Source organism: Marinobacter adhaerens HP15 (assembly GCF_000166295.1).
Taxonomy (GTDB): Bacteria; Pseudomonadota; Gammaproteobacteria; order Pseudomonadales; family Oleiphilaceae; genus Marinobacter; species Marinobacter adhaerens.
On sequence record NC_017506.1, the window covers coordinates 1,624,840 to 1,646,953 of the forward strand.

26 protein-coding genes and 1 tRNA gene are annotated in these 22,114 nt (G+C 58.1%); 13 read left to right on the forward strand and 14 right to left on the reverse strand.

The genetic code is table 11. The features are described 5' to 3' along the window. Positions 1 to 3: 3 nt before the first annotated feature. A complete protein-coding gene (gene mnmC / locus HP15_RS07720; protein WP_014576939.1) occupies positions 4 to 1,902 on the reverse strand; it encodes a bifunctional tRNA (5-methylaminomethyl-2-thiouridine)(34)-methyltransferase MnmD/FAD-dependent 5-carboxymethylaminomethyl-2-thiouridine(34) oxidoreductase MnmC in 1,899 nt (632 codons plus the stop codon). A 4-nt stretch (positions 1,903 to 1,906) separates the two neighbouring features. After that, positions 1,907 to 2,518: a peptidylprolyl isomerase gene (locus HP15_RS07725; protein WP_014576940.1), complete on the reverse strand. Its 612-nt coding sequence runs from the start codon at positions 2,516 to 2,518 to the stop codon at positions 1,907 to 1,909. 227 nt (positions 2,519 to 2,745) lie between these two features. Here HP15_RS07725 and HP15_RS07730 point away from each other — a divergent pair, with 227 nt between their 5' ends. Continuing rightward, complete coding sequence (locus HP15_RS07730) at positions 2,746 to 3,495, forward strand: hypothetical protein (protein ID WP_014576942.1); 750 nt, start codon at positions 2,746 to 2,748, stop codon at positions 3,493 to 3,495. A 38-nt stretch (positions 3,496 to 3,533) separates the two neighbouring features. Here the strand turns inward: HP15_RS07730 and HP15_RS07735 are convergent, their stop codons facing one another. The 3 genes from HP15_RS07735 to flgA all read right to left on the reverse strand — a co-directional run bounded on the left by HP15_RS07735 (position 3,534) and on the right by flgA (position 5,213). Beyond that, on the reverse strand, positions 3,534 to 4,004 hold the full coding sequence (locus tag HP15_RS07735; RefSeq protein WP_008174427.1) for a flagella synthesis protein FlgN: 471 nt from the start codon (positions 4,002 to 4,004) through the stop codon (positions 3,534 to 3,536). 7 nt (positions 4,005 to 4,011) lie between these two features. Next, positions 4,012 to 4,338 (reverse strand): flagellar biosynthesis anti-sigma factor FlgM, encoded by a 327-nt coding sequence (gene flgM, locus HP15_RS07740; protein WP_008174429.1) that lies wholly within the window; start codon positions 4,336 to 4,338, stop codon positions 4,012 to 4,014. A 173-nt stretch (positions 4,339 to 4,511) separates the two neighbouring features. Further along, positions 4,512 to 5,213 carry a flagellar basal body P-ring formation chaperone FlgA gene (gene flgA, locus HP15_RS07745; RefSeq protein WP_008174432.1) on the reverse strand — a complete coding sequence of 234 codons (702 nt, stop codon included), beginning with the start codon at positions 5,211 to 5,213 and terminating at the stop codon, positions 4,512 to 4,514. A 188-nt stretch (positions 5,214 to 5,401) separates the two neighbouring features. Between flgA and HP15_RS07750 the strand changes: the two genes are divergently transcribed. The 6 genes from HP15_RS07750 to HP15_RS07775 all read left to right on the forward strand — a co-directional run bounded on the left by HP15_RS07750 (position 5,402) and on the right by HP15_RS07775 (position 10,409). Next, positions 5,402 to 6,331 carry a chemotaxis protein CheV gene (locus HP15_RS07750; protein ID WP_014576944.1) on the forward strand — a complete coding sequence of 310 codons (930 nt, stop codon included), beginning with the start codon at positions 5,402 to 5,404 and terminating at the stop codon, positions 6,329 to 6,331. Positions 6,332 to 6,368: 37 nt separating this feature from the next. Beyond that, complete coding sequence (locus HP15_RS07755; RefSeq protein ID WP_008174436.1) at positions 6,369 to 7,196, forward strand: CheR family methyltransferase; 828 nt, start codon at positions 6,369 to 6,371, stop codon at positions 7,194 to 7,196. Positions 7,197 to 7,199: 3 nt separating this feature from the next. After that, the gene (locus HP15_RS07760; RefSeq protein ID WP_014576945.1) at positions 7,200 to 8,396 is read left to right on the forward strand and encodes an MFS transporter; all 1,197 of its coding nucleotides are present in this window, start codon (positions 7,200 to 7,202) and stop codon (positions 8,394 to 8,396) included. Further along, positions 8,396 to 9,013, forward strand: a complete 618-nt coding sequence (locus HP15_RS07765) for a flavin reductase family protein (RefSeq protein WP_014576946.1) — start codon at positions 8,396 to 8,398, stop codon at positions 9,011 to 9,013. The genes HP15_RS07760 and HP15_RS07765 overlap by 1 nt, the downstream gene beginning before the upstream one ends. 20 nt (positions 9,014 to 9,033) lie before the next feature. After that, positions 9,034 to 9,933 (forward strand): LysR family transcriptional regulator, encoded by a 900-nt coding sequence (locus HP15_RS07770; protein WP_014576947.1) that lies wholly within the window; start codon positions 9,034 to 9,036, stop codon positions 9,931 to 9,933. A gap of 110 nt (positions 9,934 to 10,043) precedes the next feature. Beyond that, positions 10,044 to 10,409, forward strand: coding sequence for a DUF7352 domain-containing protein (locus tag HP15_RS07775; protein WP_014576948.1), 366 nt, complete (start codon positions 10,044 to 10,046; stop codon positions 10,407 to 10,409). A 28-nt stretch (positions 10,410 to 10,437) separates the two neighbouring features. Here the strand turns inward: HP15_RS07775 and HP15_RS07780 are convergent, their stop codons facing one another. Together HP15_RS07780 and HP15_RS07785 are read right to left on the reverse strand one after the other, a co-directional pair. Continuing rightward, positions 10,438 to 11,097, reverse strand: coding sequence for a cupin domain-containing protein (locus HP15_RS07780; RefSeq protein ID WP_014576949.1), 660 nt, complete (start codon positions 11,095 to 11,097; stop codon positions 10,438 to 10,440). Between the two features lie 66 nt (positions 11,098 to 11,163). Beyond that, positions 11,164 to 11,694 (reverse strand): isochorismatase family protein, encoded by a 531-nt coding sequence (locus tag HP15_RS07785; RefSeq protein ID WP_008174446.1) that lies wholly within the window; start codon positions 11,692 to 11,694, stop codon positions 11,164 to 11,166. Between the two features lie 205 nt (positions 11,695 to 11,899). Here HP15_RS07785 and HP15_RS07790 point away from each other — a divergent pair. Beyond that, positions 11,900 to 11,990 (forward strand) — tRNA-Ser (locus HP15_RS07790). Between the two features lie 77 nt (positions 11,991 to 12,067). Here HP15_RS07790 and HP15_RS07795 read toward each other — a convergent pair. Continuing rightward, positions 12,068 to 12,670 carry a DUF938 domain-containing protein gene (locus tag HP15_RS07795; protein ID WP_014576950.1) on the reverse strand — a complete coding sequence of 201 codons (603 nt, stop codon included), beginning with the start codon at positions 12,668 to 12,670 and terminating at the stop codon, positions 12,068 to 12,070. Between the two features lie 28 nt (positions 12,671 to 12,698). Here HP15_RS07795 and HP15_RS07800 point away from each other — a divergent pair, with 28 nt between their 5' ends. After that, entirely contained in the window at positions 12,699 to 13,292 is a 594-nt protein-coding gene (locus HP15_RS07800) for a GNAT family N-acetyltransferase (RefSeq protein WP_014576951.1), read from the forward strand. Here HP15_RS07800 and HP15_RS07805 read toward each other — a convergent pair. Further along, a complete protein-coding gene (locus HP15_RS07805) occupies positions 13,289 to 13,564 on the reverse strand; it encodes an acylphosphatase (protein WP_008174451.1) in 276 nt (91 codons plus the stop codon). The genes HP15_RS07800 and HP15_RS07805 overlap by 4 nt on opposite strands. Positions 13,565 to 13,649: 85 nt before the next feature. Between HP15_RS07805 and HP15_RS07810 the strand changes: the two genes are divergently transcribed. After that, positions 13,650 to 14,423, forward strand: coding sequence for a fructosamine kinase family protein (locus HP15_RS07810; RefSeq protein WP_014576952.1), 774 nt, complete (start codon positions 13,650 to 13,652; stop codon positions 14,421 to 14,423). Here the strand turns inward: HP15_RS07810 and HP15_RS07815 are convergent. The 3 genes from HP15_RS07815 to HP15_RS07825 form a co-directional block, all read right to left on the reverse strand. Then, complete coding sequence (locus HP15_RS07815; RefSeq protein WP_008174455.1) at positions 14,420 to 15,367, reverse strand: AEC family transporter; 948 nt, start codon at positions 15,365 to 15,367, stop codon at positions 14,420 to 14,422. The two genes, HP15_RS07810 and HP15_RS07815, sit on opposite strands and share 4 nt — an antisense overlap. A 151-nt stretch (positions 15,368 to 15,518) precedes the next feature. After that, entirely contained in the window at positions 15,519 to 17,852 is a 2,334-nt protein-coding gene (locus tag HP15_RS07820; protein WP_014576953.1) for a xanthine dehydrogenase family protein molybdopterin-binding subunit, read from the reverse strand. Continuing rightward, a complete protein-coding gene (locus tag HP15_RS07825) occupies positions 17,849 to 18,310 on the reverse strand; it encodes a (2Fe-2S)-binding protein (RefSeq protein WP_008174459.1) in 462 nt (153 codons plus the stop codon). Before HP15_RS07825 ends, HP15_RS07820 begins: the two co-directional genes overlap by 4 nt. A 161-nt stretch (positions 18,311 to 18,471) precedes the next feature. Here HP15_RS07825 and HP15_RS07830 point away from each other — a divergent pair, with 161 nt between their 5' ends. Next, entirely contained in the window at positions 18,472 to 18,876 is a 405-nt protein-coding gene (locus tag HP15_RS07830; protein WP_014576954.1) for a DUF1330 domain-containing protein, read from the forward strand. A gap of 11 nt (positions 18,877 to 18,887) precedes the next feature. Here HP15_RS07830 and HP15_RS07835 read toward each other — a convergent pair whose 3' ends face one another. Continuing rightward, the gene (locus HP15_RS07835) at positions 18,888 to 19,217 is read right to left on the reverse strand and encodes a branched-chain amino acid transporter permease (protein ID WP_014576955.1); all 330 of its coding nucleotides are present in this window, start codon (positions 19,215 to 19,217) and stop codon (positions 18,888 to 18,890) included. After that, positions 19,210 to 19,914, reverse strand: coding sequence for an AzlC family ABC transporter permease (locus tag HP15_RS07840; RefSeq protein ID WP_014576956.1), 705 nt, complete (start codon positions 19,912 to 19,914; stop codon positions 19,210 to 19,212). Before HP15_RS07840 ends, HP15_RS07835 begins: the two co-directional genes overlap by 8 nt. A gap of 168 nt (positions 19,915 to 20,082) precedes the next feature. Between HP15_RS07840 and HP15_RS07845 the strand changes: the two genes are divergently transcribed. Both HP15_RS07845 and HP15_RS07850 read left to right on the forward strand, forming a co-directional pair. Then, on the forward strand, positions 20,083 to 21,702 hold the full coding sequence (locus HP15_RS07845) for a methyl-accepting chemotaxis protein (protein ID WP_014576957.1): 1,620 nt from the start codon (positions 20,083 to 20,085) through the stop codon (positions 21,700 to 21,702). A gap of 84 nt (positions 21,703 to 21,786) precedes the next feature. Next, entirely contained in the window at positions 21,787 to 22,038 is a 252-nt protein-coding gene (locus tag HP15_RS07850) for a hypothetical protein (protein ID WP_008174466.1), read from the forward strand. Positions 22,039 to 22,114 lie beyond the last annotated feature (76 nt).

The window sequence follows — 22,114 nt, forward strand, 5'->3', positions numbered from 1 at the left end:
TTATTACGAAACCACCACATTCGTCTGATAGAGGCGTCGGGTTTCAAGGCGTTTGGCCAGGTTCGCGGGAAGGCAGGGAGGTTGTCCGGTAAGCAAGTCAGCCAGATATTCGGCCAGGAGCGGTGCGTAGGTCAGTCCTTTGCTGCCAAGGCCAGTAAGGAGGTAAAGGCTATCGAGATCGCCGCTCTCGCCGTCGAAAACGGGTCCAGCCACCGGCTGGTAGTCATGGGTGGTGCATCGGAAGGCAACCCGGCCACTGAGTTCCTGGCCGCTAAGCGCATCGCTTTCATCGGAAAACACCGCAGGCAGCATCGAGCCGAGTTCATCGATGTTCTCGTTATGACTTTCCACGGTGGGCGATGGGTTGTTGTCGCGTAGGTCGAAGGTTGCGCCGGTTACGGCAAACTCGCCCAGTGCAGGGTTTAGATACCGGTTCCCACAGACAACGGCCGTTGGGCTTCTGAGAGCTGTGGCTGGTAGGTGGCTAACCTGGCCACGAATGGCTTTCAGCCGGAAACGACCCTTTGTCGGGATAAGCTCCGGGCTGAGATGGCCCGAGCAGATGACCACCCGGTCAGCGGTGATCGATCTGTTGTTTTCCGTCGAAATGCTCCATGTTCCGTCCGAACGCCGAAGATTGTTGACCTCGCTATGGAACAGCGTGGATATCAGCGGGTGGTTCGCCAGTTCCTTGCAAAGGTTTGCGGGTTCGAGCCAGCCACTGCCTGGGAACCAGAGCCCGCCCGATTCCGTGGGCACGCCTGTCAGGGCGCTGGCCTGTTCCCGGGTCACCGGGTAAAAGATACTCCGGGGGTAGTCGTTCCTTTGGAGAAACCTCCGCTGCCGGTCCGCTTCCTGGGGATTGTGGGCCAGCTGTAGCAGGCCGGTCGGATGCCAGTGCTGGTCGCGCCAGTTGTGGTAGAAACGCTGCGCGAACGTGAGGGCTGTGAGCGCCAGCTCGGTCTGGTCGTTGAACTCTACGCCCAGCTTCACATACAGGGCGCCCTGGGCGTTGCCCGAGGCTGCTGCACCCGGACCATGGGCGTCGATCAGTGTTACCGGGTATCCCCGGTCTGCCAGGTTTCTTGCCAGTGCGCAGCCGGCAACACCTGCGCCGATGATTAAGATCGATTCCTGTTGTTCCGTGGGAACCGTTTTGATGGGTGCCGGGTTCTCCGCGACAAGAACGCCTTTCAGCATATCCCGTTTGCGACCGTATCCGGTGGTTTTTTCCATCCGGAATCCGGCCTCCATCAAGGCCCGACGAATCCGGCCAACGGAGGTAAAGGTCGCCAGAGTTGTGCCCGGCTTACTGTGTGCACGGATCTTGTTGATGGTGTTTTCCAGCCACATATCCGGGTTGCGGGACGGAGCGAACCCGTCCAGAAACCAGGCGTCGGCTTGAAAATCCAGGGATTGCCAGGCGTCGGTAATGTCGCCGAAAAACAGCGTCAGTCGAACCTGCCCCCCGGCCAGGAGCAGCCTGTGTACCCCGCGCACCAGGGGTGGGTAATTCAGAAGCAGTTCGTCGGCCAGCGCCGCCAGTTCGGGCCACTGTGCCAGGGCCCGGGCCAGGTCCTCGTGGGTGAGGGGGAAACGTTCAACGGAAACGAAGTGCAGCGTCGCCGCATGGGCCGGAGCGTGTCGCTGCCAGGCTTGCCAGGCAGCGAGAAAGTTCAGGCCGGTCCCAAAGCCGTTTTCGGCAATAACGAAATTGCCGCCCTCGGGAATCTGTGCGAAACGTTCGGGCAACTGGTTGTGTTGCAGGAAAACGTAGCGTGTTTCCTCGAGACCATTGTCACGGCTGAAATAGACATCGCCGAACCGGATGGACTCCGGGACGCCGTCGTGCCAAGCCAGTTCAGCGGGCTCTATTCCGGGCGGCAGGGGAGCACGGTCCACGGTGTCAGCCTTCGGGGTCGACCACGGTGACGGTTTCGATGATCACAGGTTCAACCGGCACATCGGCCATCCCCTGTTTGCGAGTGGTCTGTTTGCGGGCAATGGCATCGACAACGCCCATGCCCTCGGTCACCTTGCCAAAAACCGCATAACCCGGGCCGCGAACTCCGGCGTTCAGGAACCCGTTGTCGGAAAGGTTGATAAAGAACTGGGACGTGGCGGAATCAGGCGCACTGGTGCGAGCCATCGCAATGGTTCCACGAAGGTTCGGCAGTGTCTCTTTCGCTTCGTTGCGGATAGGGGCCCGAGTGGACTTGCGGGAGAGATCCCGGGTGAAACCGCCGCCCTGGATCATGAACCCGGGTATAACCCGATGGAAGATGGTGCCGTCGAAAAAACCGTCTTCGGCGTACTGCAGGAAATTGTCGACCGTTTCGGGCGCAACATCCGGGCGAAGCTGAAGCTCGATAGCGCCTTCACTGGTCACCATGCGGACCTTTGGAAGAGGATCACTGGCCGGTTGCTCATTGGTTTGCGCCTGCACCGCGGCAGTCGGCATGAGCAGGGCGAATGCCATAAGCAATACGGGTGTCACAGTTTTCAGGGGTTTTACCATGTTTGTCATTTGCAGCCGTTCTCCGTGTTATTAGCAGGTGTGTTTCCTGCGACAATTCGGCGAATTCTGTTATCAGGTGCCAGATCTTACCAGATGGTGATGGTAAAACGGGCACTGCATCCACGCACATCGTTGTGTGATCGGCTAACCTTCCCGATATCGGAAGTCATGGATCACACTGGCCGGGCCGGGTTGTACGGTTTTCACTGTTTAAAAGGAGACACTGGGTGAGAATCCGTCAGGGATTTGAAGAGAAATCACGCCTCGGGCGATTGCTTATCAATCGTGGGTATCTGTCTGAGGGGCAGGTTAACGAAGGCCTCAGGCTTCAGCGGGAAACGGGACAGCGCCTGGGTGAGGTATTTATCCAGGCGGGCTGGATCAGCGAGAAGGAGCTGCACCGTGTCCTCAAGCACCAGTCCCGCTATCGCAACGCTGCCGCCCTGGTAACAGCGGTCACGCTGCCATTCCAGCCCCTGGTAACCTTTGCGGCCAGCAATTCGGCCGAGGCGTCACAGGCAACGCTGGAAGCCGGCGAACTTTATGAGAGAGGCAATCTTGCCCTCATGAGTGAAGCCGAGCTGGCGGCGATTTCGGGTCAGGGCGATCCGACCCTGCTGCAGCGCATTGGTATTGTCAGCAATATGGCGGAGAACCCCGCAGGAAATGGGGAGCAAGGCACCGAGGCATCCGCAGATGTTATTGAAGGTCTCAAGCTTTCCGCCAATATCTTCGTGCCGGTTCTGAACTTCCTGGATTCAGATCTCAGCATTTCCGGTGTGCACTATCGTGAAGGGGAGCCGCGTTATCGGGTAAGAGAAGATGGCGCCCTGATGCTGGCGTTCCCTGAGCGCATCGAGGAAATCCGGATGGACAATATACGGGTTACGGGAGGCCAGGGAGCTTCAATGGGCAACGTGAGCATTCACGACATCCGGTTTCATCCCGACTCCCAGATGACCATCTACACCCGATAAAGTGGAAAGCATGGCTCGGCAGAGCCATGCGTCCGGGCTCAGGCGCTGGCGAGCACCGTGCTGCTTGATACCGTGGTCTGCTGACCCTGTGCACCGTACAGCTTTTGCTGGCCGGTGGCGCCGCGGAAAATATCTGTGAGCCTCGACAAACGCTTTTGCAAGTGGCTGATTACGCGACCGTTGGTCTGGTTCAGCGTCTGACAGGTTCGCAGCTTCTGGTCCGCTTCCTGCCAGAGTTCGAAGAGATCCGAGAATCCGGCGCTGCGAATAAAGCGGGAAGGCTCGCCACTTTCGGGGCGATATCCCATTTGTACGAGCGTTCGGATTTTCTGTTTGGCGCGTTCGCGGACTGCACCGAGGAGATCGTTCTTCTCTCTGGTCAGGGCGTCCAGCTGGCGGAGGTCGGAATTCGCAAGGCAGGTCTTTTCCTTGCCGAGAACGTCAGCCAGTGTTTCAAGCTGGCTGATATCCTGGGAAAGAAGGGTCTTCAAATCATCAATTGCGGCCATGGTCTACTCACCCGAAAATGCTTTCATCCATCTCAAGCATTTTCTGGGCCAGCTTCTCGGCGTCAATCTTGTACGTGCCATTTTCGAGGGCGGAACGGATCTGCTCGATGCGGTCGTCATCCATTTCCGGATAATCGCCCAGCTTTTGTTCGAGCTGCTTCAGATTCTTGGCCTGATTGCTCAGGCTAACGTTCTCACCACGGGCCCCCTGGGCCTGTGTCTTCGCCTGTTCGTTGGATGCCGGCTGGGTATTCTGTGCGCCGGAGCTTTTGTCGGCCGTAGTTCTCTGGGTGTTGACCTGGCCGGGGCCAATTCCATTTAAGTCAACTGACATATCTGTACCTGCTTGCCTGTCGCGCCACGAATGCGGCGCTTACTCGAGTTTATGTCTTCTTAACGGCGGCGCCGCGAAAACCTTTAGTACTTTTTAGCACTTTTTTCATCTGCTTTTACGACCGGTTTTGCGGCATTCACTTGCCGCTCCGGCAAGCCTCTGCCGCACGCGGCTCACATCGGAATCTCCACGTGGCCCGGCGCGACAACGCTGGCTCTTATCGTGCGCGATGAGCGCAGATTCTCAACCAGAACCTGTTCGCCAACGCTGGCGCTTGCCAGGGCTTTGCCCCGGGAACGTACTGAAAATCCACCGGTTTTGGCGGTGATGATAACATGATCGCCTCGTTCGACCGCATTCGGGGCCGAAAGCATGTCTGGTGTAACGAGCGATCCGGCATTCACTGCGCGCCGCACTTCCATGCCAATCGCCTGCTTCGAGTCCGTAATCACGCCACGTCTGGATGAATTGATTTCAACAGACTGCTTTGCAAGCAGCCCTTCGGTTATTCGCTCTCCACGCGTGAGTGGCCTCGCTGCTACCAGGGCTGGCCCATGGATAGAGACTGAAGCGGTAACAAACATTCGCCATGGGCGGGTTCCTTCGCAGGCTACCTGCAACGACGGGCTGGTGCTTTTCCATGGGTCACCGCTGAACTCTACACTCAAAGGCTTTTCGCACTCGGCGAGAGCGAGGCGGCTGTCGATGGAACCGGGTTCGAAGGAAACGGTGTAGCCATGCTCGGCCTGTTCAGACGCAAAGCTGTCCAGAAACGCCAGGGTTGCTTTCTGAATCTGTTCAGCCGTCGTTCCAGCAAGGAGCGGCGTGCTCAGGCCAGACATTAGCAGTAGTAGGGCGAAATTCGTGATGCGCATACGTATCAGTTTGTCCTATGCTGTCAACAACAGGGCAGAAAAGCCCGAATCAGGCTAAGGATTCGGTAAAAGTGGCCGTTAAATGGGCTGACCCACCCCTGATATGACGGGTTTCCGTCGATCAGGCTATTATTCAGTGAACAGCAAGATATATGCCGTTGTAATTCCGGCAAGCCAGGAGAATCGAAATGGCAGGGGTTTTGGACAGTGTCAACCAGCGCACTCAGATGGTCGGAAAGAACCGCCTTGAGCTGCTTCTTTTCCGTCTCAGAGGGCGCCAGATCTACGGGATCAACGTGTTCAAGGTGAAAGAGGTTCTGCAGTGTCCGAAGCTGTTCTCCCTGCCCAACAGTCGGCCGGTCGTTCGAGGCGTAGCCCATAGCCGGGGTGAGACTATCCCCATTATCGATCTGAGCATGGCAATCGGTCTGCCGGGTATCCCGCAAGACGAGCTCTCCACCAGCTTCGTCATCATCACTGAATACAATCGCAAAACGCAGGGTTTCCTGGTGAGCGGCGTCGAGCGAATCATGAACATGAACTGGGAAGAAATCCTGCCTCCACCCAAAGGGGCCGGCAAGGATGTCTATCTTACCGCTGTCACGAAAATTGATGATAAGCTTATTGAAATCATTGATGTAGAGAAGATTCTTTCAGAAGTTTCTCCGCTCGGGGAGGACGTAACCGAAGCCGTTCTGAGCAAGAGCGCGGACCGGGTGCCGGGGCATCTGCCCGTGCTGGTGGTCGATGATTCGTCCGTGGCCCGGCGCCAGATACAGCGGTGTCTCACCGCAATTGGCATGGAAGTGGTGCTGAAAAACGACGGCAAGCAGGCTATTGAACATCTGAAGGAAATCACTGCGGACGGTTCCCGGGCCAAGGATCACTTCTCTCTGATCATCTCGGACGTGGAGATGCCTGAAATGGATGGCTACACCCTCGTCACCAAGGTGAAAGAGGACCCGGCGCTTTCGGATATGTTTGTTATGCTTCACACCTCACTCAGCGGTGTGTTCAACCAGGCCATGGTAAAGAAGGTCGGGGCCGACGACTTTATGGCAAAGTTCAGTCCGGACGAGCTGGCAGAGCGGGTGATGGAAATCATCGACCAGGGTTGATGGAGCCGCTCAAAGATTCACTCAGAACAGAGACCCAATGAAAGCGGAAATAACGCCACAGGAATATGAAGCCTTCAAATCGTTCCTGCAGGACGCCTGTGGGATTTTACTGGGCGATAATAAACAGTACCTGGTCAAAAGCCGGTTGCGCAGGATTCTTGAAGAGAACAGCCTGAATACCCTGGGTGAACTGCTCGAGCGTCTTAAGCGCCCCGGGCGGGGCGGCCTGAAAGAGACTGTCATCGATGCGATGACAACCAATGAAACCCTGTGGTTCCGTGACAATCACCCTTTCCGGATTCTTCAGGAGAAACTGCTTCCCGAATTCGCAGAGCGCAACTCGATGCAGCCTTTGCGTATCTGGTCTGCGGCCTGCTCAACCGGCCAGGAGCCGTATTCGATTGCCATGATCGTCGAGGAGTTTCGGCGGGCGAGGCCCGGGAAGCTGCGGGATGTAAAGATCACCGCGACGGATATCTCCAAAAGCGTTCTTGATGTGGCTCGCAAGGGCGAGTATGAAATGCTTGCTATTGGTCGGGGGCTCTCGCCAGAGCGCCAGAAGCAGTTTTTCACGCCGTCCCTGAACGGTGGCTGGCAGATCAAACCCCAGATCAAGAGCATGGTGGAGTTCAAGGAGTTGAACCTGCTTGAGCGTTATATGCTGGGCAAGTTCGATATTGTGATGTGCCGGAACGTTCTGATCTATTTTTCGGCGGACCTGAAAAAGGACATTCTCACCCGGATGCACGCCACCCTGAACCCGGGCGGCTATCTGGTTCTTGGTGCCTCGGAATCGCTCAACGGCTTGCCCCATCTCTACGAGATGGTGCAGTGCCACCCCGGAATCATCTACAGGAAAAAATAATCCATGCCCCTCAATGTCTGGGTCCTGGTTGCCGCTCAGGCGCTGGCCATGTGCACAGCGCCTTTTATCGTTTTTATAGGCAGCATTCAGGGCAGAATGCTTGCCCCTGCGCCCGAGTACGCAACACTTCCCGTCGGTCTGGTGGTCGTAGGCACCGTTCTGGCTATCAAACCGGCAACCTGGTTAATGGAGCGCATCGGGCGCAAGCGCGTGATGCTGCTGGGTGCCATCATGGGCCTTGTTGCAGGTCTTATTGGAGGCCTGGCGTCCTGGACTGGTCTGTTTTCCCTTCTTTGTCTTGCGGCCGTGGTCGGTGGTACGGGGCTTGCGGTGGTTCACCAATATCGGTTTGCGGCCATGGAATCCGTGGCGCCGGGTATGGCGGGTTCTGCTGCCGCTCGCGTGTTGCTGGGTGGGCTGGTGGCAGCCTGGCTCGGGCCGGAAGTTGCGGGTCTGGGCAGCGGCGCGGCGGAGCAATACCCGTTTCTGGTCAGCTGGATCGCGCTGGCGGCCGTCCAGGGTGCGGCTTTGCTGATCCTTGCTATCGGTTACCGGGCAGGGGCCGAGCGCGTCCAGGAATCCCGGCCGGGAGGAGGCCGCCCACTACGGGAGATTATGGCGAACCCTTTGATCTGGGCTGCCATGAGTGCCGCGGCCATTGGCTATGCGGTGATGAGTTTCATCATGACGGCGACGCCGCTGAGCATGACCGAAATGGCCGGCCATGACCTCGACGATGCCAAGCGGGTGATCCAGCTCCACATAATGGCCATGTATCTTCCGTCGCTGATCAGCGGTTGGCTGACACGCGTGGTAGGCATTCCCCTGATGATGGCAGCGGGCCTGCTGGCCTACCTCGGCTGTATTGCCCTTGCCGCCAGTGGTGTCAGCTTCCACCACTATCTGTCAGCGCTTTTGTTGCTCGGCGTTGGCTGGAATTTCCTGTTCGTTGGTGGCACAACGCTGCTGCCCCGGGGGTATCGTGATGCCGAACGCTTCCGCGTCCAGGGCCTGAACGACATAATGGTTTTTGGCTCCCAGGCGACCGCGGCGCTGTCTGCCGGCGCAATTCTGAGCTGGCTGGGCTGGGGGGGTCTGGTCATGGTTGCCGTACCCTTCCTGATACTTCACGGGTTATTGATGACTTTGTGGCTGTTGCGCGAACGAACGCCCGAAGCTGCAGTTAACGGGAGAGAGTGATGCTTATAGATTTCGAGGGTATGGATCCGAAAGATGCCTACCACATCCTTACCCAGACAGTGATTCCGAGGCCAGTTGCCTGGGTGCTGAGTGAAAATCCGGATGGGGACTACAATCTGGCGCCATTCTCGTTCTTTACGCCGATCACCAGCAATCCCCCGTTGCTGATGATTTCCGTTGGTAAAAAACCGGCGGAGGGCGTGTCGAAAGACACCCGGGTAAACATTGAAGCGAGAAAGAATTTTGTCGTTCATATCGCCCACCGGGATCTCGCTGCGGCGGTCACAGAATCCTCGCGAACCTTGCCCCATGGCGAATCCGAACTGAAAAATCTTGATCTGGAGCTGGTGGATTTCGAAGGCTCGAGCCTGCCTCGGCTCAAGGACTGCAACGTGGCTTTTGCCTGCGAGCTCTACGACATCAAGGAAATCGGTGCCGGGCCCCAGTCACTGGTATTCGGAAAAGTCACCCGGGTATGGGTATCTGATGATGCAGCCCGTTACGATGACAAGAATCGCCTGACCTTCAATGGCGCTGCGATTGATCCGATCGGCCGTCTCGGCGGAAGCGAATACGTCACCTTCGGTGAAATCCTCAAAATTCCGCGGCCATCCTGAACCGGGGGCAGGGCAAAGGAATGGAACAGCTTAACCTCCGCCATCTCTACTATTTCTGGGTGATCAGCCGGGAAGGTTCGATCGCCCGAGCCAGTGAAGTCCTGGAGCTGGCGCCGCAGACCCTCAGTGGCCAGCTTGCCACGTTTGAAGCCTCAGTGGGTGGGCGCCTGTTCTCCCGGGAAAGGCGCAAGCTGATCCTCACAGACTACGGCCGGCTGATCCTCGGCTACGCCGACGACATATTCGCCCTCACCGGTGAGCTTGCCGAAACCCTGCGGCTTGATCCTTCCGAGCGCCCGCTGACCCTGCGAGCCGGCGTCTCCGCTTCCATTCACAAACTGATTGCCTACTACCTGCTGCAGCCGGCGATGGCGGGCGAGCGGTCCATCCAGCTTGAATGCCAGACCGGGCGCACCGAAGATCTCGTGCTCAGCCTGAAACGCAAGGAGCTGGATCTGGTTCTGACCGACCGGGTGCCACGGTTGCAGGAGGACGGCAATCTCACGGTACACCCTCTGGCGGGATCCAGCATGAGCCTGTTCGCCGCACCAGAGTTGGCAAGAAAGCTCAAAAAGGGGTTTCCCGAATCCCTGAATGGCCAACCGTTGCTGGCCAACGCCACGGATGCACCCTATTTCGAGCGACTGATGAACTGGTTTTCCCTGAATGGGGTTCGCATGAAACTTGTCGCTCGGGTAGATGACAGCGCACTGATCAAGGTATTTGGCAGCCAGGGCTATGGCGTGTTCGCTGCTCCAACCTCAATCCGCGAGGAGGTCTGCCGCCAGTATGAGGTAGAGCAGATTGCCTCAATTGAAGACGTCATGGATGAATTGTTCGCCATCACCCGTGGCCGAAAAACCGCCCATGAGGGCGTCCGTGCCATTGTCGATGCTCACACGGGTGATCGTGACGCCTGATTGCATCGAAAATAACGATCTTAAAAGCTCACAAAAGCTTATTTTATCGAACTCTGTTCCTGTCCATTATGGATTTGTGAAAGGCAGCAACCCGAAGAGGAGCAGTAGCTATGAAGACCATCCACAAATTCCGTCTGGAACCGGGCAAAGAGCCGACCACGCTCACGCTCAAAGAGGGTTACAGGGTGGTGCGCAGCGAATACATCGTGCCCCACAAGGCCGTCTACCTCTGGGTGGAGCAGCCCCTGAACGTAACCACACCAACCCTTGAGCGGCAGTTCCGAGTCGCTTATTCGGGCGAACCAGTGCCTGACAGCTTCGAATACCTCGATACCGCACTGGATCCATTTGGCCCTGAGGCGTACCACGTGTTTGCAATACCTGCCGGTGAAGAAGAGCTCTTCAATACGGCATCTGACGGTGCAAGCAACGACGCGTTCAGCAGGCAGAACTGGCAACACACAGCGATCTCTTGACCACTTCAGGGCCCTTCGGGGCCCTTTTTTATGGCGTCTCGATCGGCAGGTGGCCGGTTTTTACCCAGATGATTGTTTCCTTGTCCACGAACGGGTGATGCTGGCTCAGGTGGGGGCTCCGAATCCAGGTGCCCGCCGGGTAGCGACCATGTTCATCGCAAAACTCACCGGACAGCACGAATATCTCCTCGCCGCCGAAGTGCCTATGGGGTTGGAAAACCTCATTGGCCGGCCACTTCACCAGGGCCACATGCTCGTGCTCGAATTCGTGCAGCGGCATCACCTCAAGCCCGCCCATACCGGGCCGCCACGGCGCAGTGCGCGTATCGATGCGCACTGTGGATCCATCGCGTTCGTCGAACTGATGCAGCTTGACCAGCAGCGTGCAGCCTTCCTTACTGAAAGGGGCGTGTCCACTGCCTGGCGGGTTCCGTAAATAAGTACCGGCCGGGTAGTCGCCGGTCTCGTCGGAAAACACCCCATCCAGAACGAGGATTTCTTCGCCCAGTGGGTGCTCATGCCGGTTGAAGGAGGCACCAGGCTCGTACCTGACCACACTGGTCGCATGACCACGCTCTGCTTCCTCGCGGGCAAGAGGCTTTCTCAAAACACCACCGGCAGGGCTGGGCACCCAATCCTGCTCTTCGGTGCGGATGATGACTTTCTTGGAAAAGTCCATGTTGAGCATTGCGAACCTCAAAACCACCTGAAAATGAAGTGACTAATTACGTGGGCGCCAGCCTTCCGGATGCCTCTATTTGATCAGGGCCTGAATGTTCCGGAACTGCGGATGTTTGCAATGACGCATCCATTCAAACGCCACCATCTCAAGCGTTACAATCCTGGCGCCGCTCTCGTTCAGGCGGTCCAGAGCGACGTCCCGGTCAAACTCGTTGCGTGAGCCGGTGGCATCGGCCACCACCCATACCTTGTAACCAGCATCCAGCAGGCTAAGGGCGGTTTGCATCATACACACATGGGTCTCGCAGCCACCGATTACAATGTGCTGCCGGCCCTCCGGCAACTGGTCAACGAGCCCATCGGGGCAGGCATCAAAATGGTGCTTGGCCAGGGTCTGGTTGCAGAGCTCCCGGACCGCTTCAACATTATGTCCCAGCTTGTCCGGCAGCTGCTCGGTGCCCAGCACAGGAACTTCCATGAGCCCGGCAATGGTGGCCAGCACGATGCAGCGGTCCACCACCTCGTCGCCATGGCTAATGGCCGGCATCAGCTTTTCCTGGACATCGATGAGCAACAACGTCGATTGCTCGGCTTTCATCAGCATGAATAGTCTCTCCCCACAAACTGGATGATTATACTCGGCGTTGTACTAACGATAGTCCTGAATCTGCTCAACCGGTAAAGAGAAAACCCGTCTCGCCCGAATTTTTTTGACGATTTTCCCCGGGGGAGTTGCCAAGCGCCCGTAAAACCATTAAAGTTTGCGCCCTCAAATGAGCGACGACGTTGCTGATTTGAAACAGTTTATTGGAGAGGTGGCCGAGTGGCTGAAGGCGCACGCCTGGAAAGTGTGTAAACGTTAATAGCGTTTCGAGGGTTCGAATCCCTCCCTCTCCGCCAATACAAAACCCCAGCAGAAATGCTGGGGTTTTTTATTGGGTGATTGGCAGGGTAAGAAGAACCCTCGCGGGTTCGACCTAGGATTTCCTCCAAACCAACAACCGATTATTAGCCGGCATCCCGAAATCCTTTTCAAGCTTCAGCCCGGTTTCTTCACCCAGAGCCTCGAGATCCTCCATATCCCGAATTCCCATATGCGGCGCCTGTGTTCTAAGCGACAGGTCGAACCGTACATTGTTTTCACTGGTGTGCCGACCGCCATAGCTGAAAGGCCCATAGAGGCAGAAGATGGCGCCCCTGGGTAGGGCCTCCGCGAGGCCGCGAAACATTGCCTGCACTTCTTCCCAGGCCATGATATGCGCCGTATTGGCGGAGAACGCGCCGTCGATGGCGGGCAGGCTGGACCAATCTCCGTTCAATACCTCCAGGGCAATGGGCGGGTTGATATTTGTAAGGTGGGCATCGTCGATCCACGCCCGGGAAAGCTGGGCGTTCTGAGGGTGATCGGTGGGCTGCCAAACCACGTGGGGTAGGTGAGCGGCAAAGTGAACGGCGTGCTGGCCAGTGCCCGTGCCGATTTCCAGAATGGTGCCCGGCTGTTTGAAAAGCTCGACAAGTTTTTCCAGAATCGGCGCTTTGTTATTCTCGCAGGCTTGAGAAAACGGCTTGTCTTTTTGCATGCTCCGACCTTTCGACAGGGGGTAGTTTATGGCGGTTTCAATACGCCGGCTCAGCGGTGACCAGATTAAACCATACCTGGATGATCTCGCGCGCCTGAGGATCGAGGTGTTTCGCCATTTTCCCTACCTGTACGACGGTGATATGGACTACGAGCGCAAGTACCTCGATACCTACGCCCGCTCGCCAGAGAGCCTCTTCGTGCTGGCCCTGGATGGCGAAACGGTTGTTGGCGCCGCCACGGGCATCCCGATGGACCACGAAACGGACGAGTTCAAAGGGCCGTTCATCGAGCAGGGTTATGAGCCAGACAAGATCTTCTATTTCGGTGAGTCGGTGCTGCTGCCGAATTACCGGGGGCAGGGCATCGGGGTGGCCTTCTTCGACCACCGGGAAGGCCATGCCCGGGAACAGAGCCGTTTCACGCACTGCTGTTTCTGCGCGGTCGAGCGGCCTCAAGATCATCCCCTGAGACCCGCCGATTATCAGCCGCTGGACTCGTTCTGGCACAACCGCGGCTACCGAAAGGTACCGGAGCTGACCACCACCTACGCATGGAAAGATGTGGATCAGGCGGAGGAGACCGCCAAGCCCATGACGTTCTGGCTGAGGCGTATTGCCTAACGAACGCTGAAGTTGCTGAATTCCCCGGTTGGCGATTCCGGCGCAATATCCACCGCATCCACACGCGCATCCGGTGGGCCTTCGGCGCACCAGGTTCTGAGTTCGTCCAGGCGTTCCTCCGGGCCTTCGGCCACAATCTCAACTCGTCCATCGGGCAGATTGCGAGCGAACCCCGTCAAGCCCAGGGAAGAGGCCTTCTGTTCCGTGGAGGCGCGATAGTAGACCCCCTGTACGCGGCCGGATATCAGAAGTTGCCAGCGTTTGGTATCCATGGTTTGCTCCCGCTCGTTCTGTCGTGTCAGGCTTTATTTCAATCTACCGGTTCGGGCACGACCACTTCAAGGAGAGAGAACGCCGATGGCCTCCACCCACCTGAAACACAATGCAACTGGTTATGCCGATGCCCTGGTCTGCGAGGCGGAGGGATTGGAACGCCTTGCCAGCGCGCTTGATGAGGCCGGGGTGACTGACGTCGGTGTGCCGCACGTTTATCGGGTGAACGAAACCGAACTCGAAATCACCGCCATCCGGTCTTCCGGTGGCTCAGATCGGGCGCGGGAGGTGCTTGGTGAAGGGCTGGCCAGAATGCATGCCCTGCGTCAGGAGGCGTACGGCTGGGGCAGGGACAATTACATTGGCCTGGCACCGCAACCGAATCGCTGGTGCGACAACTGGGGTGAGTTTTTTGTCCACGACCGCCTTGGCTACCAGGTCTCACGTATTCGTGACGCCAGCCAGAGGACTCGCTTCGAACAGGTATTGGACCAGCACGGGGGCTTGCTGATGGACTGGCTGAACGCCCACTGTGAGCACCCGAGCCTTCTCCATGGTGATCTCTGGAATGGTAACGTGCTCTATGGCTCTGACCGCCCCTGGCTGATTGACCCGGCCGTCTACTGCGGTGATCGTGAAGCAGATATCGCCATGACACAGATGTTTGGTGGCTTCGGCGAAGCGTTCTATCGGGCCTACGACGCGTGTTGCCCACGAACACCGGTTTATGGCATCAAGCGTGAGGTCTACAACCTCTACCATTACCTGAACCACTACAACCTGTTTGGAGGTGGTTACCTGGAGGGTTGCCAGGTGGGTTTTGCCGCGATTGAAGCAATAGGCCGGGGCAGGGCCTAGATCAGGCCGGTACTGCGAAGCACGAAGACTCCCAGAGTGACAGTGATGCTTGCCAGAAGGGTCGTCAGGGCGATGATATTGGCCGCCAACCGGTCATTACCGCCCAGCGCCTTCACCATCACGAAACTGGCGGCCGCCGTCGGGCTGGCGAAGAACAGGAACATCAGGCCCAGCTCCGAACCCCGAAAACCGGCCAGCCACGCTGCGGCGGTGCAAAGCGCCGGCAGTATCACCATCTTGAACAGGCTGGAACCCAAGGCCGTTTTGCTGTCACTCCGGATGGCGCTCAGGGATACGGTCGCGCCGATGCAAAGCAGCGCCAGGGGCAGCGTGAGTGAGGCAAAGTAATCACCGCTGGTCATGACCCAGCCCGGCAGTGAGATATCCAGGGCGGCGAAGGGAATCGCCACGAAGACTGCCAGGATGAGCGGGTTGCGGATGATGTCATGGAAGATCTTCGTCCAGTCCGTTGTTTGCCCCGGTTGGTAGGCCACCAGCACGATCACCGAAAGTATGTTGTAGGAGATGATCACCAGGCCAAGCAGGATGCCACCTGCCGACAGGCCGAAGTCGCCGTAGAGATTGGCAGCAAGCGCCAGGCCGACGATTCCGCAGTTACCGCGAAACGCGCCCTGCACGTAAACGCCACGATCCTCCCGAACCACACGCCAGCGGGCCCAGAGCCAGGTGATGGCAAAACTCGCGAGGGTCGCACCCAGGTAAAACACCAGAAGCCCGGGATTGAACGCGGTATCCAGATCGGCCCGGATGATGCTCAAAAATACCAGGGTCGGCAGGGTGGCCTTGAACACCAGCGCCGAAGCAGTATTCACAAACGCGTTATCGATCCAGCCGATCCGGCGAAGTCCCAGGCCGATAAAGACCATGGCAAACACGGGCAGTGTCGTTTCCATGGTTTGCAGGAACAGATCGATCAGGGTCATCAAGGGTGGCCGTCGGGTCGAAGAGAGTGACTGGGTTCACCTGAATTATAAGCGGGGAGAAAGCTAGGATGCTATGGGAATACCACGAAGGTATGGGGCGGAGAGGGGGAGTGCCGTAAAAAAACAGGGCCCCGAGGGGCCCTGATCACTTTCAGGCTTTCAGTTGGTCGCCAACGGGCAGGCGCCGGATGCGTTTGCCGGTTGCGGCATAGATCGCATTGCACAATGCCGGCGCTACCGGAGGCAGGCCTGGCTCACCAACACCACCCATGGCCTCATCCGGGTTATCGACCAGGTGAACCCGCAGGGTTTTGGGTGCATCCGGCATGCGCGGGATCAGGTACTTGTCGAAGTTACCCTGCTGCGCCACACCGTCTTCGAATGTCACCTCGCTTTGCAGCGCGATGCCAATGCCCATCACTATGGCACCTTCCAGCTGTGAGCGAATCCGCTCCGGGTTGGCCTGCGGGCCGCAGTCGAAGGCGATGTCTGCCCGGTGGATGGTGAGTTCGCCCTGATCATCCACCTCCACATCAAAGACAATCGCGGTGTACGACACGAAGCTGTGGTGGAAGGCGAGGCCCAACCCACGATTCTTGCCGGTGGATTTACCCCAGTCCGCCTCCCTGGTTACCCGCTCGATTACGTTACGCATGCGCCCGATGTCGATCGGGTATAGATCCGGGTCTTCGCCATAATTCCAGCCATCTCCCACGGTGAGATTGTGGATCTCACGGTCCGGGCCGAGCAGGTCCAGCACGTAATCGCGATGGTCCTTGCCGGCGGCTACAGCCATCTCATGGGCAAAGCTCTGGATCGCCCATGCATGGGGCAGGTTGTAGACCGAGCGGAACCAGCCGATTCGCACATGGGCGGGTGCAGGTGGATTCTCCAGCCTCAGGGCCGGCACCGAGAAAGGCATGGTGTTAAAACCCATGCCCAGTTCGAATTCGCCCTTGTGTTTCGGGTCGGGCGCAAACAGCGAGCCGATACTGGGAGAGAGGGTCCGGTGCAGCCAGCCGGTGGCCTGCCCGTTGTTGTCCAGTCCCGCTTCGAGATAATCCACAGACACGGCGTGATAGTAGGCGTGGTGAATATCATCTTCCCGTGACCACTGCAGCCGGACCGGCCGACCTTTGAAGGCCTCGGCGATACTGGCCGCTTCAATCGCAAAATCCGGTTTGGACTTGCGACCGAAGCCGCCGCCCAGCAGGGTAACGTGGACGGTCACGTTCTCCGCATCCAGACCCAATCGCCCGGCCACGGTATCCCGGGTCGCCTGCGGATTCTGGACGGGCGCCCATACCTCAGCCTTGCCGTCCTTGATCCGCACGGTTGCCACCGGGGGCTCCATGGGAGCCTGGGCCATGTGGGGCATGTAGTAGGTGGCGGAAACCCTTTTGTCGGCATTTTCCAGAGCTGTGTCCAGATCGCCATGCTGACGGACGACCTTGCCAGGTTGCTGCGCCGCTTTCTCAAGGGATTCTCTGTAAGTGGCGGACGTATAGCTTGCGTTGTCGCCGGCAGGCTCCAGATTCCAGTCGATCTTCAGAGCCTTGCGACCCTCCATGGCGGCCCAGGTATTCGATGCCACCACGGCAATACCACCGAGCGGGCTGAAACCTGCCGGTTGGCCGGTGCCCTCAACCTTGAGTACTTTCTCAACACCGGGCACCTTGAGGGCCTCGGTGTCGTCGAAATCGCCAACAGTAGCCCCGTAAACCGGTGGACGGGCGATCACTGCATACAGCAGGCCCTCGAACGGAACATCAGCGCCATACACCGCCTTACCGGTGACAATATCCTCACCGTCGATGGCTTTAGGGTATGCGGACTTCAGCTCGCCGTTAATGAGGCCGGTTTCCTTGCCGACAAATCGCAGCTCGTCGTCGCGCTTGAGTACCAGTGCATTGCGCCCGGGAACGTCGAGCTCCCGAGCCTTGGCTGCGAGTTCCCCAAAGCCGAGTTCCTTGCCGGAAGGCCTGTGAACGATGGTGTGTACGCCAGCCTGCACCTCACTAACCGGCACGCCCCACTCATTGGCGGCCGCCTGTTCCAGCATCTGCCTGGCCGCCGCTGCGGCTCGGCGCATGGGCTGGTACCAGTGGCGCATGCTGCGGGAACCGTCAGTGTTCTGGTTGCCGTATTTGTCGTGATCGCCTTCCGCCTGCTCGACCCTTACCTGATCCCAGTCCGCGCCAAGCTCGTCGGCACCGACCATCACCAGGCTGGTCCGGATGCCCTGACCCATTTCGGAGCGGTTGTTCACAATGGTAACCAGGCCATCAGCATCGATATGGATGAACACGTTCGGGTCGTCCACCCAGCCGCCGGGCATGGCTCCCGCACCGAATTGAGCCTTTTCATTGCCAGCCAGGGCCACATCCCAACGGGCTGCAAGCACCAGGGCAGAGCCACCCGCCAGGCCCATCAGGAAGCGCCTGCGGCTCACGTTGGCTATCATCAAGTTGTCATCGGCGCTCATGCTTCACCCTCCTTGCCGGAAGCCCGTTCGATCGCCGCCAGAATGCGGTTGTAGGTGCCACAGCGGCAGAGATTCCCTGCCATGGCATCCACAATCTCCCCGGTTTCAGGGTTCGGTGTTCTTTTGAGCAACGCTGTGGCGTTCATGATCTGGCCACCCTGGCAGTAACCGCACTGGGCCACCCCGAGATCGAGCCAGGCCTGCTGAACCTTGCTTCCAACCGGGTCGTCGGCCATGGCTTCAATGGTGGTGATCTCGCCACTGGCCGCAGAGACCGGTGTGACGCAGGAGCGGATTGCCGTTCCGTTGAGATGAACTGTGCAGGCACCGCACTGGGACATCCCGCATCCGAACTTGGTTCCTTTGAGGCCGACAACGTCGCGGATTACCCAGAGCAGGGGCATGTTGTCGGGGACGTCGAGCTCGTAGCGCTCGCCGTTAATCGTGAGGGTAGCCATAACGTCCTCTCGTTTATGAGTTTTGCGTCTCCTTCACTGTAGCCCTACGAACTGGCAGAGTAAAAAGAGCAATCTGGATGAAAGGTAATAAAATCGCTTGCACGCTCGCCTCGGGCCTGGGCTATAGTAGGCCCCGGAAACAAGAGAAGAAGAGGATAAGGATGGACGCCGTTAATCCCACCCCCGAACAGCTGCAAAAAGTCCTGGCGGATACCCCGAAAGACCAGCCCGTTGTCATGCTGAATCTGCTGCGCTTCCGTGATAGGGCCAATTACAAGGAAGAGGCGCCGGAGCGAAGCGGCCGCGAAGCCTACAAGCTCTACATGGAAGAGGCTGCCGCCTGCGTAAAATCGGTCGGCGCAGAAGTCATCTGGTCTGGCCGCAGTGTTGGATCGCTGATTGCGCCCCCGGATGAATCCTGGGATCAGGTGCTTCTGGTCAGGTATCCCTCAATCGATGCCTTCATGGCCATGATCGAAAGCCGGGAATACAAAGGCGTGGTCAAACACCGCACCGCTGCCCTTCAGGATTCACGGCTCGTCGCCAATCTTGAAACCAGGATGTAAATAAAACCGGATCAAAGCCCGGCTTGCTGGATGGCCATGTCGCTGATGGTTCCTGCGGCGATAGAGAGCAGGGCATTGCGGCGCCAGAGGTGAATAATCACCACGAGGACGCCGGGAAGCAGGGCATCGAACCCCATCCATGAACCGGACCAATCCGCCGAGCGCTGCAGAAATACCGTGGCCAGCAACGCCATCACGGCCGCGGGAAGGTAGCGCCCCAGGTGTCGCACCAGTGGATGTTCCGTGTGCCTCTCGAAAAACAGGAAGGGAATCACCCGCGTGGCAAAGGTCGCGACTGCCGCTACCGCAATGAATGCCGCCAGATAGCCGGATTCACCCATGGCTGCTCTCCTCGCCCGGTGCCTGCCCGCGATGCTTCCGGTATTCGAACAGCAGGACGGCAGTGACCAGCGCAATGGCACCGATCAACTGGTGTGCCGGTGGCAAAACCAGCATGGCGACGCCCGCGGCCGCTGCTCCGAGCCAGATTGGGAAACCCTCTCCCAGGGCTTTGAATTGCTCCAGAGTCAGAACAATGAACAGAGCCACCAGCGCGAACTCGATGCCGGTGCTGTCAAAGGCGACATTGTCTCCAAGCAATGCACCAATTGCGCAACCCGCCACCCAGTAACACTGGTTAAAGCCGGTAATTCGGAAATCGACCTCCTGTTCGTGGGCCCGGTCGCTTCCTCGTGGGCGGCTGGTGAGCAGGGAATAGGTTTCATCGGTCAAACCGAAAATCAGATAGAGTTTTCGCCAGCCAGCGCCCTTGAACTGGCCCAGCAATGAAAGCCCGTAGAACAGATGTCGGGCGTTCAGAACAAACATCGCAATGAAGACTTCCAGCAGGCCCGCGTTAACGGACAGAAGACTGACGGCCAGTATCTGGCCGGCTCCGGCGTAAATCACGATTCCCATCAACGGCGCAGCCCACCAGGCATACTCGAGCTGGGTTGAGAACAGCACACCAAAGGCCATGCCCAGCGGAAGATAGCCGAACAAGATGGGCAGCGTGAGTCTGAAGACGGACTGGTTCATTAGCATCCAAACGGTCAGAAAGCGGCGATCATAGAGAATCGGTGGAATTTTTTGAAGTGGTTAACACCATTAACGAGGGCGAGCGATGAAAAGCTGACGCTGAGAGTGCAATAAAAGTGTCACAAAATCGGCATACCATCCGCGACATAGCCCGCTGTTGGAGTTGTCATGTTCGGCACAGTAAGAACCCGCATCCTTTTTTTCGCCTTTCTCTCGGTCTTTGCCGTCGCAGGACTTTCCGCTCTGTCCTGGAGCATCATCCTGAAAGCGGAAGACGCCTCCAAAACCCTGATCCAGACTAACCTTAACGAAGCCTGGCTACTGGCGGACCTCGAACAGGACCATCGGCACCTCCAGGATCTTGCCTACAAGATCAAGGCTCAGCTTCTGCTGTGGGATGAAATCGAGACCGAGTTCAGCCGTTTGGAGACCGCTTTGCCGGCACATTGGCAGAGTCTGGAAACGGATCCGGGGTTGAGCGAGTGGGCAGAGGCACATCGTGAGGATTTCGAGCGGGTATTGGCGCTTATCGCCCGGATGAAAGAGGGCATTGCAGAGAAAAGCTATTACCGTGTCGGGCAGGTCGTGGATTTCGATCTGTTCCCGGCCATGGAGCCGATGCTCGAAGCGATTGCTGGTCGACAGTTTCAAAGCAGGACGTCTGTATCTGACGGCGCCGACGAGTTGCTGTCGTTTCTGGCAGGCCAGCAGACCTTTGTGATTGCCGGTTCCGTATCCTTTCTGGTTATTGTTATCGCCATGACCTGGTGGCTGAGGCAGTCGGTTATTCTGCGCTTGCAGGGTATGCAAAACGATCTGGTTGCCATGGAAAAGAACGCGGATCTTACACGGGTGCCAGTCCTGAAAGGGCGGGACGAAGTGGCTGGCGTTGCCAATGCACTGGGTGGGTTGGTTTCCCGGTTCGAGCATTTCATCGCAGACATCCGGTCGGCTGCCGGTGGTCTGGATGAGCGTTCCGGCGCCCTGGATAACGGTGCGGAATCTCTCCAGGCAGCATCAGAGAAGACTCGGTCGCAGATCCACGACGTCAGCCAGTCCATGGCCGCCATTGCCGATCAGGCCTCGGCCATTGAGCGAGCCACAGGTGAGTCGGCCAATACCGTGAAATCTGCGGTGGCGGCCAACGAAGAAGTCCAGCATCGACTCACCACCAGCGAGGGCGCTGCGGAACATACGGTGGATGTCATTTCGCGCGTTTCGGGATCCATTCATGCCCTTAACGAATCCACGGGCAAGATTGAGCAGGTCATCGGAGTGATTGCCGATATTGCCGAGCAGACCAACCTGCTGGCTCTGAACGCAGCGATCGAAGCGGCTCGAGCAGGGGAGCACGGTCGTGGATTTGCCGTGGTAGCCGATGAGGTTCGGACCCTGTCCCGTCGCACCTCTGACTCTACCCGGGATATATCCCAGTGGGTGCAGGACCTTGTATCCGGCGTAAGCAGCGTCGATGCGCTTTTGGAAGAAATGCGCGATGCCGGCAGCAGCAACCGCGAGCATCTGGCTGCGCTCAAGGGACACCTTCAATCCCTGCAGGGCCAGTTCGTGGATCTTGAGAACCACAGCGCCGAGATCAGCTCTGCGGTTGCGTTTCAACGGGACGAGATCGGTCGGGTAGGCCGCCGTTCCACAGCGCTGGACGAAAGCGCCGATTTCCTCATTGAAACTGTCGAGCAAACCCGGACCATCAGCGAAGCGCTCAGGCAGGAGTCAGTCTCAATGCGGCAATTGATCGCCCGTTTCCGAACGGCCGCAGAACCAGCCTGATCAAGGATTGTTTGCCCGGATCCCCTCTCCGGGCTTCTACCTCGCCACCATAACTCGTAACATGGTTGCGTCAAAGGAGGTAGTATGACCGACAGCGCCGAAAACCAGCCCGAGCAAGACCCCAGACAGGAAAAATTCGTTGTCGACACCGAGTTGCTGACCGAAGACCAGCTTCAGGGCCTGGTGGAAGAGTACTGCACCCGATACCACGGACTGAACGACACTGAAAACCCCATGGGCGAGCAGAGCAGGGTAATGTCTGCGGTGCGCCGGGGCGATCTGGTGGTCTGGTTCGATCCCGTGGAAAACACCGCCGGGCTGGGTGTGCCGGCTTAGGCGTCAGGTGTGTCACGGTATTTGTGTTTGCACCTACCCGGGGCAGGAACTAAACGTTACAATCGCGCTGTTTTCC